We start from the raw sequence: 18,444 nt of genomic DNA on the forward strand, positions 1-18,444 counted from the left end.
TTATGCCAATTGTGATTTTTTTGCTTTTTCCCAAGAGTCTGGGGTATAGGTTTTTAAGGAAAGCGCGTGTATTGCATTGGCTTTAATCGCTTCATCCAACAATGCATAAACTTTTTGATGTTGTTTAACCATGGATAAATCGGCAAAAGCCTCGCTGACGACAATGGCTTCAAAATGGCTACCATCTTCGCTATTAATTTCGATAATAGCATTGGGCAAACCTTCTTCAATCATTTCTTTTACTTGAATAGGTAACATGAGAATCTCCGTGTGTAGATTGTTGGGGATTATTTAGTTTAAATTGGGCTGGTACAACCAGTTGATGGGAAGAAATAGCTAAATAACGAAATTGACAACATCATAGACGACAAGCAATTTCTTGCAAGCCTTTTTATAAAACCGATTTGAAATCGTTAGAAGATAATTAAATATTTAAGCTTGTTAAGTGTTTAAACGTGGTGTTCAATCATTTTAGTGATTGGCTAAAACTATTTCATTCTAGCAATAATTTTTATTTCTCGTTGTCAGCCGTGGGCTAAATTTGCGCTTTATTACAAAAGGATTTTTAAAAATAATGCTTTAACACAGAATTAAAATTGTTGCAGACTAATTAACAATACATTCAGTTATGCAAGGGAAAAAATAGAGACCACTATGACAGTCTTGATGAGTTTTTTGATAAGTAATTACAATAGAATTTAGTAAAAACAAATTGATGGAAAATACTATACACACACGCCCCATTTTCAATTCATCACCCATTCAACAAGTTGATTGGGCAGGTAAATCCTATTGGATTAAACGCGATGACTTATTACATCCCTTACTAAATGGCAACAAAGCCCGCAAACTGTTCTATTACCTACAACACGAGTTTCCAAACAAAACAACCTTCGTTTCCTGCGGTGGTAACCAATCCAATGCCATGCTCGCGCTAGCCGCACTTGCCCAATTGAAAAACTGGCAATTTCACTACTATATAAAACCTTTACCAAACTTTTTATATCAACAACCCAGTGGCAACTTTCAACAAGCACTTGCTTTAGGAATGCACTACACAGAAATAACCGACTTCAGCGCGATTAAACTTACCGCAACAGACCTATGGATTCCACAAGGTGGTGCAAGCCCAGAAGCTACAGACGGATTAAAACAGTTAGCAACAGAACTAACGACATTTATACACACGGAAAACAAACAAGACGTAGGCATTTTTGTTCCATCAGGAACGGGCGCAACCGCATTTTACCTACAACAACACATGAATTACCCTGTTTTTACAACAGCCTGTATAGGCACAAGTGATTATTTACACCATTGTTTCCAACAACTATCTTGCACAACAACAAAGCACTACCCAATCATTTTAGAACAATCCGAAAAATACCCATTCGGTAAACCACATCCTACCCTGCTCAACACATGGCAAACTATTTGTACAGCAACACAGATTGAATTTGATTTACTATACGACCCACTCGGCTGGCTCGCATTACAACAACACGCAGATAACCTACCCAACACAATAATTTATATACATTGTGGTGGTATATCGGGTAATAACACCATGTTAGCGCGATACAAGAGGCAAAAACTATGTTAAATCGATGTCTCGCCATGATGATTCGTGGCTATCAAAAATACATTTCCCCTTACAAAGGTTTCCGCTGTGCGTATGCGGTTAAGCATCAGAGTTTATCTTGCTCCGAATATGCACGGTTAGAACTGTTACAAACAGGTGTCATCCATAGTTTGTCTTCTATTCGTCAACGACTTCATGACTGCAAAATGGCGGCAATAACCCTAGAGGCAGACAAAAAAGCCCAGAGAAAAACAGATTACCTCAACTGTTGCGCGGATGGTCTTTCAATTCCAGACGTATCCTGCTCATCTTGTGAAATGGGTGATACTTGTTCTGTTGGTGACGCTTGTTCGGGTGCGGATGCCTGTTCTTGTAGTCTGTAAAAACGCATATTGTGCTAATCTGATGAAGATTAATGGGAATAATTAAAAATACATTATAACCAACTTATTGTTTAAGCAGAGAACCACACATGTCACGCTATCTAAACCCCTACACAGATTTTGGCTTCAAAAAACTCTTTGGTGAAGAAGCTAACAAAGATTTACTCATAGATTTTCTGAATCAACTCCTGCCTGCCCATCACCAAATTCAAAGCCTACAATTCAAAAACACCGAAAAACTCCCCCTTTACCCCGAAGACCGTAAAGCCTTTTTCGATATTTACTGCACCAGTCCTTCAGGAGAAAAGTTCATCGTTGAAATGCAACGCGCCCGTATGGACTTCTTCAAAGACCGCTCTTTATTCTACGTCACCTTTCCCATTCAAGAACAAGCGAAGAAAGGTGTGTGGAACTTTCAACTATCGACGGTTTATTTCATTGGTATATTAGATTGCATTATTGAAGAACCTAATGATTCAACACAATTTCGCCAAGAGGTCAGTTTAAAAGACCAAGATGGAAAAATCTTTTACGACAAACTGCATTTCTGTTTTTTACAAATGCCCTTATTCAACAAATCGGCAGATGAATTAGCTAATCATTTTGAGAAATGGGTATATTTCCTCAAGAACCTGAGTAATTTTGAAGAAATCCCAAGAATTCTGAATGAAGCGGTGTTTCAAAAAGCATTTGAGATAGCGGAATTATCCAATTTAAAACCACGTCAAGCCCAGCAATATCAGAAGAGTTTAATGAATTATTGGTCGAATAAGGCGGTATTGGACACAGCATTTGCAGAAGGGAAAGAGGAGGGGTTGCTTGAGGGAGAAGCAAAGGGGTTAGCCGAAGGGGAAGCAAAGGGTAAAGCCGAAGGTAAAGCAGAGGGATTAGCCGAAGGAGAATTAAAAGCAAAACTAACCATTGCACGACAACTCAAAGCACAAGGTCTATCTTTAGACGTTATCATGCAAGTCACAGGACTTTCTCAGCAACAAATTGAATCATAATGATGGTAACCGTACACTCAGTTTTAGAGAACCACACATGTCACGCTATCTAAACCCCTACACAGATTTTGGTTTCAAAAAACTCTTTGGTGAAGAAGCTAACAAAGATTTACTCATAGATTTTCTAAATCAACTCCTGCCTGCCCATCACCAAATTCAAAGCCTACAATTCAAAAACACCGAAAAACTCCCCCTTTACCCCGAAGACCGCAAAGCCTTTTTCGATATTTACTGCACCAGTCCTTCAGGAGAAAAGTTCATCGTTGAAATGCAACGCGCCCGTATGGACTTCTTCAAAGACCGTTCTTTATTCTACGTCACCTTTCCCATTCAAGAACAAGCGAAGAAAGGCGTGTGGAACTTTCAACTATCGACGGTTTATTTCATTGGTATATTAGATTGCATTATTGAAGAACCTAATGATTCAACACAATTTCGCCAAGAAGTTAGTTTAAAAGACCAAGATGGAAAAATCTTTTACGACAAACTCCATTTCTGTTTTTTACAAATGCCCTTATTCAATAAATCGGCAGATGAATTAGCCAATCATTTTGAGAAATGGGTATATTTCCTCAAGAATCTGAGTAATTTTGAAGAAATCCCGAGAATTCTGAATGAAGCGGTATTTCAAAAAGCATTTGAGATAGCAGAATTATCCAATTTAAAACCGCGTCAAGCCCAGCAATATCAGAAGAGTTTAATGAATTATTGGTCGAATAAGGCGGTATTGGATACGGCATTTGCGGAAGGGAAAGAGGAGGGGTTGCTTGAAGGTAAAGCCGAAGGACTAGCCGAAGGGGAATTAAAAGCAAAACTAACCATCGCACGACAACTCAAAGCACAAGGTCTATCTTTAGACGTTATTATGCAAGCCACAGGACTTTCTCAGCAACAAATTGAATCGTGATTTATGGTAATCGTGGTGGATAGGCTAAAGAAAAATCTTCGTACTGTACGGTCAAATTAGGGTTATAACAGGGGTCATTTGCTAGTAAATTACCCCAGCGTTTCTGCATATAATTCAATTCACTACGTAATCGCCAGTATTTGCGTGGGGTTGTATCTAAGCCGCGACTTGCTGATTCTAAATGGTATAACTCCGCATAAGGTGTCCAGACAATTCGATAGCCCGCTTCACCCAAGCGTAAGCATAAATCCACATCATTAAACGCAACGCTTAAATGTTTGGCATCTAGTCCGCCAATTTCTAAAAAAACAGCGCGACGCATCACTAAACAAGCTGCCGTCACGGCGGTATAGTTTTGAATTAAAAATGGTTTCCAATGATAGCCTTGTGCTTGACGGGAAACATGTTTAAATGCATGTCCTGCCATTCCGCCTAAACCAACCACTACACCTGCATGTTGTAAAGTATTATTTATATAATATAATTTTGCACCCACCGCGCCGACTTCTGTACGATACGCATGACTGACCATTTCCCGTAACCAGTCGGGATGAATCATGGCTAAATCATTATTTAACAATGCAATCATTTCACCTTTGGCTTGTTGTACGCCTAAGTTATTCAATTCTGAGTAGTTAAATGGAGCAACATGGCGAATAACACGGATTTTTTCATCTTTTTGAATTTCTTTAAAATACTCAAGTGTGTTGGTTTCTATGCTGCCGTTGTCGATGATGAGAATTTCTAATGGGGTGTAATCAGTTTTTTCCAGTAACCCATTTATGGTGTTACGTAGTAAATTCAATCTATCACGAGTAGGTATTATGACGCTAAGGCTTGGTTTAGGCGTGGGTAATGGATAAATAACCCGTGTATGTCCTGCAATAGCATCAAAGACTTGTAATTGTGGCGCGTGGGTTTGTAAATGGGTGCGGAGAATGTCTGTATTTGAGGCTTGCGGGCGGGTTGCAGGTGTGCGTTGATGGTAAAGAATTTGTGGAAGATGGTGAATATTGCGGGTGTTTATTTGTGTAATACAGGCTAGAGCCAGCGCGTAATGATTTGTATAATCTGGTTTTTTAGGTAGTATTGCACGACGATAGACGACTAAGGCATTTAAATAGGCTTGTGAGTAGAATAAGTCGGGATTCCAATCGGGTTTAAAATAGGGATTGTAACGTTGTCCTGTTGCGTCTAAAAAGTCATTATCAGTATAAATAATAGTGGCATGTGGGTGTTGTTGTAGATGGGCGACAACGTTATATAGTGCGTGCAAGGGTAAACAATCGTGTGCCTCAACTTGTGCGACAAATTCCCCACTTGCTTGGCTAAAATCGTCCACCAGCCGAATACGTGTATCTGTGTAGTCAGTTTGTGCTTTTGCCCATTCTCCTTCAGGCAGTAAACACAATTCCCAGTAGGGATAAATTTGTTGTGTAATACTTTTTAAACAATCGTTTAAATAGGATTGGTTAATCTCTTCGGTGGGTAATATCATTAATAATGATATTAATGGATGTGTCTGCCAGCTTTGTAAAGTTTGTTGATAGTCAGTGTAATCTTTAGCTGTTGGTGTGTCATAACGGAGTAGCCATTGTTGGTATTCATGAGGCTCATGCCACGCAAATGAGGGTAAATCATCTGCTTGTGTGGTTTGTACGTAATGCACACGCCATGTTTCAAACTGTTTGGCAACCCGTTCAACATGGTCGCGTGCGGTAATACCCGCTTTACGCCCCAATAAAAACAAAATGATACGGGTGAACACGTTGCCCGCTAGCCATGTTACAGAGTGATAAACATCGTTAATATCACGTTGTAAGCCTTGCATCCATAGCATTAAGCGTTGAATATGTTGGCGTTGCGCACTTAGCTCTTGTTGCAATCGGGTAATTTCTGCTTGTGCATCGCGGAGTTGTTGTTGACAATCGTGTTGCGTATCATTTTGTGGGTCTGCCATCGCTATTCGCCTAAGTGGAGAAAACGATGATAGGCATGTAACACTTCTGCCGTATTGCCTTGCATACGTGTGACACCTTCTTCAATCCACACGACTCGATTGCACAGTTGTTGCACCAGTTGAGAGTTGTGTGAGACAAATACAATGGCTTTGTGTGAACGAATTTTCTCTTGCATCATGCGTGTGGATTTTTGGTGGAATTCAGCATCACCTACGCCTAAAATTTCGTCGATGAGCAAGACATCGGGGTCAGCTTGAAACGCAACGGCAAACCCTAAGCGCGCTATCATGCCTGATGAGTAGGTAGCAATGGGTTGGTCGATAAAACTACCTAGCTCTGAAAAGTCAATAATAGAGTCCATACGGGCTTTTATGTCTTTTTTTCGCAATCCAAGCAAAATACCGCTTAAAATGGCATTTTCTCTACCTGTTAAATAAGGAATAAATCCCAGTTGTAACGATAATAGCCCGATTTGATGGGAATTATCACAAATAATTTTTCCCTTATCGGGTTGAATAATCCCTGCTATCAGACGTAATAAAGTACTTTTTCCTGCCCCATTGCGTCCAATAATCCCTAATGTATCGCCCTGATATAAATCAAAGGAAATATCGCGTAATGCCCAAAACTCTTCGCCCCACACCCCTAGTTTTCGACGATAATTAACACCAGCATTACGTAATGATAAAACTAGATTATTCGCGCTCATTTATGACATTACCTTTGGATAACGATATTCAAAACGGGTAATGAGTGAATACCCTAACCACGTCATTGCTAAAGCAATTCCAGTTAAGGCAAATAAACTGGGAATGCTTGGCATTTTGTCGTATAGCAATACATTGCGGTAGTTTTCAATTAAACTGACTAAGGGATTAAGATAATATAAACCACGATAGGCTTCAGGAATGACTTCGGGTTTTACAACAATACCTGAGAGAAAGAAGACAGCCAGCAAGAAGTTTTCTATAACAAAGCGTAAATCAGGAATAAAGGGAATAATCGCCGCGATAACAAAGGTTACACCAGTAATAAAGAGTAGTTGAATGAAAATGAGAGGGAGTAACGCGATATAGGTAAAACCAAGGTGATACCCAGAAAACCATAAAAATCCTAGTAATATTGCGAGAATAAATAAGAATTTAACAGTGTCTGTAAGAATTAAAATAATCGGAAACAGCACTTTTGGTAAGTACACTTGTTGCATTAAATGCCGTCCGTTTAAAATCGTTTCTGAGCCATGTGTTACACAGGATTTAAACCACTGCCACATGGTCAACCCAACCAGTAGGAAGGGAACATAATCATCTGTTCCATGTCCAAGTAAAATACCAAAAAATAGATAAAAAACAGACATGTATAAAATAGGCTCAAAAATCCACCATAAAAAGCCTAAATAGGTGCGTTCACTTTCAGCTTTTAAATCGGCGTAAGTTTTGTACAAAATCAACTCCCCATAACGGGCAAGTCGATTGCGTTGAATTTCCTGCAACATGGTATTTTGGTTCTAAGAGAGGGCGGAATGAAGTGATTAATTGCGTGTATTGTAGCAAGAATTAGCTGAATGGTGATTATGGCGCGGATATTTACAAATTATTAATAAATTGCTTGCACAAATTGGGACGTATTATTAAAGCAATTAGTTTAAAAATAATTCTTAACTGTGTTTATCTGTATGATAAGTATTTGATGATACCTTAATATCTTTACTATAATGGTAATGTTGATAAGCAAAATAGCACTTGTGTTTAGTACAGGTGCGATTAGCATGGGGAAGGTATTTTAACAATAAGCCAGTTATCTTACCCCTTGTGACTTATGAGTAATATTGCTAGAATTCGCAAGATTTATTTTTAGGAGTTTATCTAATGGCTAAGCCCATAACGCTACTTTTGTTTTTTGTTTTGTTAGGTGCTGCGACGTTGACACAAGCAATTAGCCGTGACGAACAGCCAAAAACAGGGAAAGTCTATTGGATTGGCGGCGCGGATGGTTTGTATATTGTTTCTGTTGAAGTAACAGGTGGTCATTTAGTTGATGCGGTTTTGCCTCAGGATGGTAACTTCAAGATTGGTGATAATGTTCAAATCATCAAGGAAAATGAAGATGCCGCAGAAATTAGTAGGTTATAAGCATTGTCGGCGTACTCAGGGTAGGATACGCCTTTTTTAAGTATAAACACGACTCTTTTCCCCGCAATTCCCCTCGCTAGTTTTTTATTTTTTCCTAAACCTTGTCATTATCTGTACATATTTACATCATACACTGAGCCTTAATTACCGTTGAATTATCAAGTATAAAGGCTGCTCATTATGTTACGTTATGTTTTCATCTCCCTAGTATTGAGCCTCACTTTACCAATAACCGTTATTGCTGATGAGATACTGCCCGATAAATTGGTGTTTGGTACTATTCCTAATGAATCCCCCGATATTTTAAAAGCGCGTTATGCCCGTTTTATTGCTTATTTAGGACAACAGCTACATATTCCCGTTGAATTACGAGTACCTGCTGACTATAACGGGGTTATTGCTGAAATGAAGGCAAAAAAAATCGACTTTGCCTATTATGGACCTAAATCTTATATTGAAGCCTCAGAACAAACCAATGCACAAGCTTTTGTCCGTCTCCTCAGTGTTGATGGTTCTGAAGGATATCATAGCTTAATTATCACCCTGAAAAATAAAGGGCTCAATACACTTGCCGATTTAAAAGGCAAACGTTGGTTATATCCCGACCCAGAATCTACCAGTGGTACATTAGTGCCTAATATGTATTTTTACTTAGAAGCACGTATAGACCCTGCAAGCTATTTCAGTAGCATTAATTATTCAGGCAGCCACGAAAAATCTGTTTTAGCCCTGAAAGCACAGGAAGCGGATGTAGTTCCCGTGAGTGAAAACGTTTTTCGTCGTGGTGATGGTCAATCATGGTCAATGGAGGAATTTACCATTATTTGGCGTTCTGAATTAATTCCTAACGCTTTGTTTGCTTATCGTGCAGATTTACCCGCCCATTTAAAAACAGCACTAAAAGAAGCTATCTTAAATTTCCGAGATAAAGAAGGACTGGCACAATTAAAAATTGCTGGTTTTGTACCCGCCGAAGATGCCGACTACACCTTCATTCGCAAAATGAACGATTATGAAAAACGCTTATTAGCACGTCGCCAATAGCGTGTTGAAGGATGTATGACTCAATTTATTCCCCGTTGGTTTATCCGTTGGGCTAATCTCGTGCCATTACGCTATGTTTTTATTATCCCTTTCATCATATTACTGCTCCTGACCGTTTCTATTATTGGCGGGCTTTCTTGGTACACAGGACAAACCGCCGTTAATACCTTAGCGTATCAACTCCGCCAATCTGTCAGCATCCGCATTCAAGACCATCTCAACCATTATTTAGAAACGCCCTATAAAGTGAATCGGACTGTGCAAGACGCACTTAATTTAAACTGGCTAGATGCCCAACAAGTCACGAGTTTACAAGCCTTTTTTTTCAAACAAACACAACTGTTTGATGAAATGAGTTATATCCAACTGGGAAATATTAACGGTGAGTTTATTGGTGTAGAACGTCGCACCGATGGTGTTTTAAGCGTGGATATTGCCGACCAAACCACGCACGGCGATATGGAAAGCTATTTACTGAATGCACAAGGACTACATGATAAAAAACCCCTGTCCTTTGTACCCGCCTACGACCCCAGACAGCAAATATGGTACAAAGCTGCCGAACAAACCCAACAAGACCATTGGACTATACAAGTCGGTAAATCAAACTGGAGCGAGATTTTTAGCTTCTTTGGACAAACTTGGCTCTCAATTACCCACAGCACCCCACTTTTTAAAGAAGGTAAATTGATTGGCGTTGTCGCAACTGATTTTACCCTGACGGATTTAAGCCGTTTTCTGCACGATTTAAAAATCAGTGCAAACGGACAAACCTTTATTATGCAACGCTCAGGAGAACTCCTCGCAACCTCTACACAAGAACAACTCTACACGTTAGAAGCGGCGAATAAAAAAATTCAACGACTTTCAGCCCTGAGTAGTCAAACCCCCCTCATTCGCCAAACGGCTGAGTTTATACAAAAACAATTTCACGATTTTCAAACTATTCAAGAAGCAAAACAAACAGAATATTTACTCGCGGATGAACGCCAATTCGTGCAAATTTTGCCGTTTCGTGATGCCGTTGGTTTAGATTGGCTTATTGTTGTTGTCGTACCCGAAACAGACTTTATGGGACAAATTAACGCCAACACACGCACGACAATAGAACTCGCAAGTATTGCGCTATGTATTGCCCTTGTTTTAGGTTTTATTATCTCTTATTGGGTGATTCGTCCTATCAGCTATTTAAACCGTGCAGCACAACACCTTGCTAATGGAACATGGACACAATTACCCATAGAACGACGCGACGAACTAGGCGAGCTGACCAACTCGTTCAACTTTATGGCAACGCAGCTCAAAGAAACATTTGATAATTTGGAAGAAAAAGTTGCCTTCCGTACAGCACAAATCGTTAAACAAGCAAATGAGCTTGCTCAGGCAAATCAACATATTAAGCTACTTAATGAACAATTACGTGTGGATAATGTGCGCATGAGTACCGAATTATCGATTACTAAACGGCTACAACAAATGGTACTCCCCCGAGCAGAAGAATTAGCCGAAATTGAATGCTTAGACATTGCCAGTTTTATGGAACCTGCAACAGAAGTTGGCGGGGATTATTATGATATATTACAAGAGAATGGACGAATAAAAATCGGTATTGGGGATGTAACGGGACATGGTTTAGAAAGTGGTGTTTTAATGATGATGGTGCAAACCGCTGTGCGAACACTACTCTCCTCACATATTGATAACCCAAAAGACTTCCTTAGTATTTTAAACCGCACCTTATATGGCAATTTGCAACGCATGCAAAGTGACAAAAACCTCACCTTATCGCTAATAGATTACCATAACGGCAGATTACACCTAAGCGGACAACATGAAGAAGTTTTATATGTCGATAAAACAGGCAAAATTGAAAGAATAGACACGATTTCACTAGGCTTTATGGTTGGCTTAGAGCCTGATATTACCGATTTTATCATGCACCGTGAAGTCCATTTAGCCGAAGGGGATGGCATCGTTTTATACACCGATGGCATTACTGAGGCGATGAATGAAAAACGCCAACAGTATGGAATTCAACGCTTATGTGACATTGTGAGCCAACACTGGTCGCTCAATGCCACAGAAATACAACAAGCCGTTATCATAGACTTACGCCGTCATATTGGAACTTGCAAATTACAAGACGATGTCACCTTACTGGTGATAAAACAAAAAGAATTAACCGCTCAAAACACACAACTAACTGACTATTTTAATATTGACGCACTAAAATCGGCATAAATAAAATTGGTATGGTCTGAATCAGAATTTCTAAAAGAGCAAGACAAACCCTGTTTTCTGATTCAAATGGGCTATCGTTTTTACAAGTTGTTCTTCATTGTCGGAATCAATATATAATATTAGAGAAATCTAATGTATTTTTCAGAGAACAACATCATGTCATCTATTGTTATTTTGGGTTCGAGTTTTGCGGCATTACGTGCAGTAAAAACCCTGCGACAAGCAGGTTGCACCAGCCCCATCACTCTGATTGCCCCGCGTCCTACCCTATTTTTTTATCCCAGCCTTATTTGGGTTCCTTCAGGATTACGGAACGAACAAGATTTAACGATTCCACTCGATAAATTTTTCGCCCGCTACCAAGTAACTTATCAGACAGGCACAGTCACAGGGTTAGACCCCGTCGCGCACATTGTTCAAACAGATAAAAATACCTTTGCTTTTGACGGCTTAATTATTGGGTCTGGCGGGCAATTTATTAAAAAATTACAAGGCTTAGAACACAGTTATTTGCCTTGTGGTGGCTTTCAAGAGATTAAAGCCTACACCGATAAACTCAACGCCCTAGAAAAAGGCACATTAACCTTTGGATTTTCTGCCAACCCAAAAGAACCTTCTGCCGTGCGTGGTGGACCTGTCTTTGAATTTTTACTCGGTATCGATACCTTATTACGTCAACAGGGACGGCGCGACAAATTCAAACTAATCTTTTTTAACCCCTCAACAACACCCGGTCAACGATTAGGTGGAAAAGCGGTGACTGCGTTATTAGCTGAGATGGCAAAACGTGGTATAGAAACGCATTTAGGACACAAAATGCAAGGCTTTACAGCCAATAAAGTTCTAACAGAAGGCGGTGAAATTGCCAGTGATTTAACCCTGTTTATGCCGGGAATGACAGGGCCTGCATGGGCAGAAGCCAGTGGTTTACCCTTGTCCGAAGGCGGATTTATTAAAGCGAATGAAAAATGTCAAGTTTCTGGCTTTGAAAAAATTTATATTGCAGGGGATGGTGGCAGTTATGTAGCCCCTGATTGGTTGCCTAAACAAGCGCACATGGCAGAATTACAAGCGACAACAGCAGCAAAAAACTTATTACTAGAAATGGCAGGCAAAACACCCACGCATACGTTTAAACACGAGTTGGTTTGCATTGTGGATAGTTTAAATCAAGGGATGCTTGTGTTTCGTAATGACAAACAAGTCCGTTTATTATCGCCTAACCGCTTATTACATTGGGCAAAACGTATATTTGAATACTGGTATTTACGGCAATACCGCTAATGCTGAGGGGCGATGCTATTCGCCCCTACAGACATCCAGCATTTCTGTCTTTCAATGCGCCGATGTTGTTATATGCGATAGGGGATAAATCCTTACTGTTTTAATAACATTATTTGCGACTTGCACAATTTCAATGGCATGACCCTCTAAACGCAAACTTGTTCCTGCTTCAGGAAAAATTTCTAAATAATCTAAAATCAAACCGTTTAAGGTTTTTGCGCCAGTCGTTGGCAAATGCCATTGCATTGCGCGGTTGAGTTCCCGAATATTTGTACTGCCATCAACCAAATAACTACCATCTTCTTGCGGATGAATAGACGGACTGAGCGCGTCAGATGGATTTGTATTAAACTCGCCAACAATTTCTTCTAAAATATCATCAATCGTTACAAGCCCTTGAATATCACCATATTCATTAACAACCAATCCAACCTGCTGGTGATGATGTTGAAAATTCAATAATTGCGTATTTAACGGTGTGCCATCAGGAATGAAATACACATCGCGCGCAATTTTTTCCAAGTTTTCTTTAGTCAACTCTTTATTTTTAAACAAACGGACAACATTACGAATATGAACAACACCAAACACATTATCAATACTTTCTCGATAAAGCGGTAAATGCGTGTGTTGTACGATGGTCAGTTGTTCAGTCAACACATCAATCGGATCATCCAAATCAATGCCAACAATTTCGTGACGAGGAATCATAATATCCTCAACAGTTGCCTTTTCTAAATCAAGAATACTTAACAACATTTGTTGGTGACGTTTAGGAATAATTCCTTCTGCTTCATGTACAACCGTGCGCAACTCTTCACGACTCAAACGATGACCATCTTTATCTGTGGTTGGAAACCCAAAGAAGGCAAGCATCCCATTCCCAATCATATTGGTTGCCCACACTAACGGATAAAGTAGGGTCAACAATGGCTTAATAATAATTGAAAAAGGGAAAGCGATGTGTTCAGGATAACCCGCTGCTAATGTTTTCGGAGTTACTTCGCCAAAAATCAAAATAACGATGGTTAGGATAGTGGCGGCGATGGGAATTCCTGCATCACCAACCAACTCAATAGCAATAACGGTTGCAATAGAGGATGCAAACGTATTAACAAAATTATTGCCCAGTAAAATAACACCTATCAAACGGTCAGGGCGATCTAAAAGTGTCTGTACCCGCTGCGCACCCTTATTATTTTTTGCGACTAAATGGCGTAAACGATACCGATTAATTGCCATCATGCTGGTTTCTGAGGCAGAGAAAAATGCAGAACACAGAATTAAGAAAACTAAAATGCCAAATAGAACACTTAAAGGTATATCAGTCAAGGAATGTAAACTCTTATGTTGTTGAAGACGGTTTATTTTAGCATTATTTTATAACATAGATGAAAGATGCTTATTACACCAGTAGTGCGTTTAATACCCTAGATAATCTGTAGCCTATCCTTAATTAATACCATAAAAAATAAGTTACAATAGACCATTAGTAAAAATTTTACGCTAACCTATTTATAGGCTAATCACCTTATTATCCTGATAAATAGATAAACTAAGCAGGCTAGTAAATATTCATACTTTTTGCCTAAAACCCTACATTATCACCTTATACCAACTCAGTCATTATTAAACCATACACGCTTTATAACCAACTGATTTACCAGTATTCACTAACAAAATTTCCTCAAACTATCCTGACTCGATAAAATATCAAATAATTACACACTATGACTAACTCTTCTGTTGTTGCTGATTGGATACGCCCTGAAATCCGTGAACTAAACGCTTACCACGTCCCCCCCGCACATGGGATGATAAAACTCGATGCGATGGAAAACCCCTACCGTTGGGATGCGACACTTGTTGAACAATGGTTAAACGTCCTCCGAGAAGCCGAACTTAACCGCTATCCTGACCCTGCGGCAAGTAGTGTTAAAGGGGGCTTACGGCGCGTTATGCAAATTCCTGATGAATTAGATATTCTACTGGGTAACGGGTCTGATGAAATTATTCAACTACTGGTGATGGCCGTTAGCGGACAAAATCGCGTATTGCTCGCCCCAGAACCCAGCTTTGTTATGTATCGCATGATTGCAACTTTCATTAACATGCGTTATGTCGGCATTCCTTTACATGCAACGGATTTTTCTATTGAACTAGACGCATGGTTACAAGCCATCGCCACCCATCAACCCGCGCTCACCTTTATAGCCTACCCCAACAATCCAACGGGTAACGCATTTTCACAACACGATATTGAAAAAATTATCCAAGCAACAAAAGGTCTAGTGATTATCGACGAAGCCTATGAACCCTTTGCAGAACACAGTTTATTGTCACTGGTCAATCGTTACCCCAATGTTTTACTTATGCGTACCCTATCTAAATTAGGGCTGGCAGGCTTACGGCTGGGCATGTTGATTGGTGCGCCTGCATGGTTAAACGAAATTGATAAAGTCCGTTTACCGTATAATATCAATGTCCTCACACAACTAAGTACAGAATTTGCCTTACAACATTACAAAACGCTCAAAGCGCAAACTGAACAAATTAAACGCGACCGTGCGCAATTACTAGCCGACTTACGGACGCTAAAAAATCTCCATGTTTGGGACAGTCAAGCAAATTTTATTTTATTCCGTGTTCCTCATGCAAAAGCCGTTTTTGAACACCTAAAACAACAAGGCGTTTTAATTAAATGCTTAGACGGTGGACATCCACTATTAGCTAATTGCTTGCGAGTGACGGTAGGAACAGCAACAGAGAATCAAGCGTTTTTGGCAGGCTTACGGATGGCATTAACCGCGTAAAAAAAAGATACTTGCGTCTATCTTATGATATTTTATCGTAATATAGACGCTAATATGATTAACCAGCGGGTAATTAATAAAAACGCTAATAGCTATTCAAATAGAAAATTTTAGCGGTTTTAAGAAACACAACGTTTTTAGCAAAAATAATAACAACTACCTTGACTAAGCCATGAATATAAAAGATAAAATTATCCTTTTACCCGCACTACTACAAATAGAAGCCCAGCGTTTATGGGAAGATTTTTGCCAACGTGCAACACCCGCACAACAACAACTGATTGAACGACAAGCAACCATTGCAGAAACACTGCCACTGGTTTGGGCCTGTAGCCCTTTTGTTGCGCGTCACTGTGTGCAATATCCTCAACTATTAGAAGAATTAATCAATACAGGCGATTTATTTACACCGCCCGAAGCCTATCCTAGCCATCTAGACGATTTTTTAGGCGAAACCTTAGATGAAATCAGTTTGATGCAAAAACTGCGTTTATTCCGTCGGCGGGAAATGGTACGTATTGCATGGCGCGATTTAACAGGCTGGGCTTCGGTTGAAGAAACTTTAAAATCACTATCAAATCTAGCGGACGCATTAATTGACGGCAGTTTAACCCGTTTATATACGCAATTATGCAAACAATTTGGCACACCTTGCGATAAAGAGGGCATACCACAATCTTTAATCGTGTTAGGAATGGGCAAACTCGGCGGACAAGAGCTAAATTTTTCTTCTGATATCGATTTGATTTTTGTTTATCCGCAAGGGGGCGAAACCGTTGGCGGAATAGGACGCGCCCGTGATAATCAAGAGTTTTTCACCCGCTTAGGACAACAATTAATTAATAGTTTACATACAATTACCGCCGATGGTTTTGTATTTCGCGTCGACATGCGTTTACGTCCCTTTGGGGATAGTGGCTCATTAGTTTTAAATTTCAATGCAGTAGAAGAATATTATCAACTACAAGCCCGTGATTGGGAACGTTACGCAATGATAAAAGCACGGGTTGTGGCGGGTGATAAAAAGGCGGGACAAACCCTTTTAAATATGTTGCGTCCGTTTATTTATCGGCGTTATTTGGATTACAACGCCTTTGAATCATTACGCAATATGAAAGCGATGATAGACCAAGAAGCTAAACGTAAAGGCTTAGAAAATAATATTAAACTGGGTATGGGAGGCATCCGCGAAGTTGAATTTACCTGTCAAACATTTCAGCTCATCCGTGGTGGACGACAGCCCGCACTGCAACAACGGCATTTACTCACTACATTAACACAGCTAGAAAAATATCGTTATTTATCAACAGCTATTGCAACAGGTTTACGCGAAGCCTATTTATTTCTGCGACTTGCCGAAAATCATTTACAAGCGATTGATGACCGTCAAACTCAAACCTTACCCGATGACGCGCTCAATCGCCTGCGTTTAGCGTGGAGTTTAGGGTTTACCGACTGGGCTGATTTTTCCGCTGTCTTAGCCGACCATCAAACACTAGTTCATACGCAATTTCAAACAGTTATCACGCCGTTAGATACTAGCACAGTAAGCGTTGAAAATCCTTGGCAAGCATTTTGGCTACGTGGATTACCTGCAACACCTGATGAAACACAACGGACATTATTAGAATCTACGGGTTATCAACAGCCAGATGAGGCGTTACAACATTTACATCGCGTTGCGCATTCACACGCATTACAAAAGCTGAGTCGGCAAGGACGGGAACGGCTAGATAAGCTCATGCCCTTACTGTTAGAGGTTGTTAGTACCGTAGCACAAAAAGACCTTGCCTTATCACGCTTGCTCGACCTGATTAGTTCTATTGCCCAACGGAGTGTTTATCTATCGTTATTGATTGAACGCCCAATGGTGTTGCAACAGTTGGTGTATTTTTGCGCAAACAGTGCATGGATTGCGGAACAAATTACACGTTATCCGCTGTTAATGGACGAATTATTAGACCATCGTGGTTTGTACGATATGCTCAAACCAAATGAGTTAGATAATGAGTTAAACAATTTACTGCAACATTTACCTGCTGATGATTTGGAAATGCAGATGGATTGTTTGCGCCAATTTAAACGCGCTAATGTGATGCGGGTAGCGACAGAAGAAATTGCGGGCAATATGACCCCAATGATAGCCAGTGATTATCTTGCCGCTATTGCAGATACGCTGGTTAGACGCGCATTGCGGATGGCTTGGGATTATTTAAGCGCGAAGCATGGTAGCCCCCAGTGTATTGTACAAGGGCAAAAACGCCCCGCCCATTTTTGCATTGTCGCTTATGGGAAGGCAGGCGGAATAGAGTTAAGTTATGGCTCTGATTTAGACATTGTTTTTTTGCATGACAGCGAAGGCGATGCACAACAAACAGATGGTGATAAACCGATAGAAAACAGTGTGTTTTTTATCCGACTAGCTCAACGGATTATCCATATTTTAGTAACAAATATGGCGGGGGGGTTATTGTATGAAGTTGACCCGCGTTTACGTCCGGGTGGTGCGTCAGGTCTATTAGTCAGTAGTTTTGATGCCTTCTATCAATATCAACATCAAGCCGCATGGACATGGGAACATCAAGCACTGGTACGAGCGCGAGCAATCGCGGGATATGCTGAATGTTTAGCGCGTTTTGAAACGATTCGTCATGAAATTTTGAGTTTGTCGCGGGACCCTGAAAAATTGCGCTTGGATGTGTTGGAAATGCGCCAGAAAATGCGGAGTAATTTAGATAAAAGCACTACCGATAAGTTTGATATAAAACAAGGTTATGGCGGTATTGTTGATATTGAGTTTATAATTCAATATGCAGCTTTGCGTTGGTCGCATGATTATGCAAATTTACTCACGACAACGGGGGTTATTCCGATGTTAAAACGCCTTGCAGAACATCAGTTAATTCCTGAATTAGCCAGTGAACAGTTAGGCTCGGCATATCATTTATATCGTGCAGAAACGCATCGGCTGGCATTACAAAATCAAGCGGCTTATTTAGAACCCAACGTATTAGTGGAAAATCGCCAACAAGTGCGCCATTGGTGGCAAAAAATTATTTTACTTGAATAGCTTATCTGTAAAAATAGGGA

15 protein-coding genes are annotated in these 18,444 nt (G+C 40.1%); 10 read left to right on the top strand and 5 right to left on the bottom strand.

Features of this window, described 5'->3' with window-relative positions; translation table 11 throughout:
• A complete protein-coding gene (locus tag AL038_RS14285; RefSeq protein WP_062153911.1) occupies positions 1-258 on the bottom strand; it encodes a BolA family protein in 258 nt (85 codons plus the stop codon).
• Positions 259-715: 457 nt separating this feature from the next.
• On the opposite strand from AL038_RS14285, the gene AL038_RS14290 reads away from it, so the two are divergent.
• The 4 genes from AL038_RS14290 to AL038_RS14305 all read left to right on the top strand — a co-directional run bounded on the left by AL038_RS14290 (position 716) and on the right by AL038_RS14305 (position 3,879).
• Positions 716-1,603 carry a pyridoxal-phosphate dependent enzyme gene (locus AL038_RS14290; RefSeq protein ID WP_062153913.1) on the top strand — a complete coding sequence of 296 codons (888 nt, stop codon included), beginning with the start codon at positions 716-718 and terminating at the stop codon, positions 1,601-1,603.
• Positions 1,597-1,965: a membrane protein insertion efficiency factor YidD gene (yidD, locus tag AL038_RS14295; protein ID WP_062153915.1), complete on the top strand. Its 369-nt coding sequence runs from the start codon at positions 1,597-1,599 to the stop codon at positions 1,963-1,965. Before AL038_RS14290 ends, yidD begins: the two co-directional genes overlap by 7 nt.
• An 89-nt stretch (positions 1,966-2,054) precedes the next feature.
• The gene (locus tag AL038_RS14300) at positions 2,055-2,972 is read left to right on the top strand and encodes an Rpn family recombination-promoting nuclease/putative transposase (protein ID WP_062153917.1); all 918 of its coding nucleotides are present in this window, start codon (positions 2,055-2,057) and stop codon (positions 2,970-2,972) included.
• A 37-nt stretch (positions 2,973-3,009) separates the two neighbouring features.
• Entirely contained in the window at positions 3,010-3,879 is an 870-nt protein-coding gene (locus AL038_RS14305) for an Rpn family recombination-promoting nuclease/putative transposase (RefSeq protein ID WP_062153919.1), read from the top strand.
• 1 nt (position 3,880) lies between these two features.
• Here the strand turns inward: AL038_RS14305 and AL038_RS14310 are convergent, their stop codons facing one another.
• The 3 genes from AL038_RS14310 to AL038_RS14320 are packed head-to-tail and all read right to left on the bottom strand — an operon-like array spanning position 3,881 to position 7,335.
• Positions 3,881-5,839: a glycosyltransferase family 2 protein gene (locus AL038_RS14310; protein ID WP_062153921.1), complete on the bottom strand. Its 1,959-nt coding sequence runs from the start codon at positions 5,837-5,839 to the stop codon at positions 3,881-3,883.
• Positions 5,840-5,841: 2 nt separating this feature from the next.
• Positions 5,842-6,549, bottom strand: coding sequence for an ABC transporter ATP-binding protein (locus AL038_RS14315; RefSeq protein WP_062153923.1), 708 nt, complete (start codon positions 6,547-6,549; stop codon positions 5,842-5,844).
• On the bottom strand, positions 6,550-7,335 hold the full coding sequence (locus AL038_RS14320; protein ID WP_062153925.1) for an ABC transporter permease: 786 nt from the start codon (positions 7,333-7,335) through the stop codon (positions 6,550-6,552). It abuts the gene before it with no gap.
• 373 nt (positions 7,336-7,708) lie between these two features.
• Here AL038_RS14320 and AL038_RS14325 point away from each other — a divergent pair, with 373 nt between their 5' ends.
• The 4 genes from AL038_RS14325 to AL038_RS14340 all read left to right on the top strand — a co-directional run bounded on the left by AL038_RS14325 (position 7,709) and on the right by AL038_RS14340 (position 12,541).
• Positions 7,709-7,972 carry a hypothetical protein gene (locus tag AL038_RS14325; RefSeq protein ID WP_062153927.1) on the top strand — a complete coding sequence of 88 codons (264 nt, stop codon included), beginning with the start codon at positions 7,709-7,711 and terminating at the stop codon, positions 7,970-7,972.
• A gap of 180 nt (positions 7,973-8,152) precedes the next feature.
• Positions 8,153-9,016 carry a phosphate/phosphite/phosphonate ABC transporter substrate-binding protein gene (gene phnD / locus AL038_RS14330; protein ID WP_062153929.1) on the top strand — a complete coding sequence of 288 codons (864 nt, stop codon included), beginning with the start codon at positions 8,153-8,155 and terminating at the stop codon, positions 9,014-9,016.
• 15 nt (positions 9,017-9,031) lie between these two features.
• Positions 9,032-11,257, top strand: coding sequence for a SpoIIE family protein phosphatase (locus AL038_RS14335; protein ID WP_062153931.1), 2,226 nt, complete (start codon positions 9,032-9,034; stop codon positions 11,255-11,257).
• 156 nt (positions 11,258-11,413) lie between these two features.
• Positions 11,414-12,541, top strand: coding sequence for an NAD(P)/FAD-dependent oxidoreductase (locus tag AL038_RS14340; protein WP_062153933.1), 1,128 nt, complete (start codon positions 11,414-11,416; stop codon positions 12,539-12,541).
• Between the two features lie 51 nt (positions 12,542-12,592).
• Here the strand turns inward: AL038_RS14340 and AL038_RS14345 are convergent, their stop codons facing one another.
• On the bottom strand, positions 12,593-13,873 hold the full coding sequence (locus AL038_RS14345; RefSeq protein ID WP_062153934.1) for an HlyC/CorC family transporter: 1,281 nt from the start codon (positions 13,871-13,873) through the stop codon (positions 12,593-12,595).
• A gap of 398 nt (positions 13,874-14,271) precedes the next feature.
• Between AL038_RS14345 and hisC the strand changes: the two genes are divergently transcribed.
• Both hisC and glnE read left to right on the top strand, forming a co-directional pair.
• Positions 14,272-15,354 carry a histidinol-phosphate transaminase gene (gene hisC, locus AL038_RS14350; RefSeq protein ID WP_062153936.1) on the top strand — a complete coding sequence of 361 codons (1,083 nt, stop codon included), beginning with the start codon at positions 14,272-14,274 and terminating at the stop codon, positions 15,352-15,354.
• A gap of 172 nt (positions 15,355-15,526) precedes the next feature.
• Complete coding sequence (gene glnE, locus AL038_RS14355; protein ID WP_062153938.1) at positions 15,527-18,424, top strand: bifunctional [glutamate--ammonia ligase]-adenylyl-L-tyrosine phosphorylase/[glutamate--ammonia-ligase] adenylyltransferase; 2,898 nt, start codon at positions 15,527-15,529, stop codon at positions 18,422-18,424.
• Positions 18,425-18,444 lie beyond the last annotated feature (20 nt).

It is taken from the genome of Beggiatoa leptomitoformis (assembly GCF_001305575.3).
Classification (GTDB): Bacteria; Pseudomonadota; Gammaproteobacteria; order Beggiatoales; family Beggiatoaceae; genus Beggiatoa; species Beggiatoa leptomitoformis.

Excerpts from the sequence above, each read along its gene's own strand:
- yidD (WP_062153915.1), top strand. The coding sequence starts at position 1,597 with ATGTTAAATCGATGTCTCGCCATGATGATTCGTGGCTATCAAAAATAC.
- AL038_RS14325 (WP_062153927.1), top strand. The coding sequence starts at position 7,709 with ATGGCTAAGCCCATAACGCTACTTTTGTTTTTTGTTTTGTTAGGTGCT.
- AL038_RS14300 (WP_062153917.1), top strand. The coding sequence starts at position 2,055 with ATGTCACGCTATCTAAACCCCTACACAGATTTTGGCTTCAAAAAACTC.
- AL038_RS14320 (WP_062153925.1), bottom strand. The coding sequence starts at position 7,335 with ATGTTGCAGGAAATTCAACGCAATCGACTTGCCCGTTATGGGGAGTTG.
- AL038_RS14290 (WP_062153913.1), top strand. The coding sequence starts at position 716 with ATGGAAAATACTATACACACACGCCCCATTTTCAATTCATCACCCATT.
- AL038_RS14335 (WP_062153931.1), top strand. The coding sequence starts at position 9,032 with ATGACTCAATTTATTCCCCGTTGGTTTATCCGTTGGGCTAATCTCGTG.
- glnE (WP_062153938.1), top strand. The coding sequence starts at position 15,527 with ATGAATATAAAAGATAAAATTATCCTTTTACCCGCACTACTACAAATA.
- AL038_RS14315 (WP_062153923.1), bottom strand. The coding sequence starts at position 6,549 with ATGAGCGCGAATAATCTAGTTTTATCATTACGTAATGCTGGTGTTAAT.
- AL038_RS14310 (WP_062153921.1), bottom strand. The coding sequence starts at position 5,839 with ATGGCAGACCCACAAAATGATACGCAACACGATTGTCAACAACAACTC.
- phnD (WP_062153929.1), top strand. The coding sequence starts at position 8,153 with ATGTTACGTTATGTTTTCATCTCCCTAGTATTGAGCCTCACTTTACCA.
- AL038_RS14340 (WP_062153933.1), top strand. The coding sequence starts at position 11,414 with ATGTCATCTATTGTTATTTTGGGTTCGAGTTTTGCGGCATTACGTGCA.
- AL038_RS14285 (WP_062153911.1), bottom strand. The coding sequence starts at position 258 with ATGTTACCTATTCAAGTAAAAGAAATGATTGAAGAAGGTTTGCCCAAT.
- hisC (WP_062153936.1), top strand. The coding sequence starts at position 14,272 with ATGACTAACTCTTCTGTTGTTGCTGATTGGATACGCCCTGAAATCCGT.
- AL038_RS14305 (WP_062153919.1), top strand. The coding sequence starts at position 3,010 with ATGTCACGCTATCTAAACCCCTACACAGATTTTGGTTTCAAAAAACTC.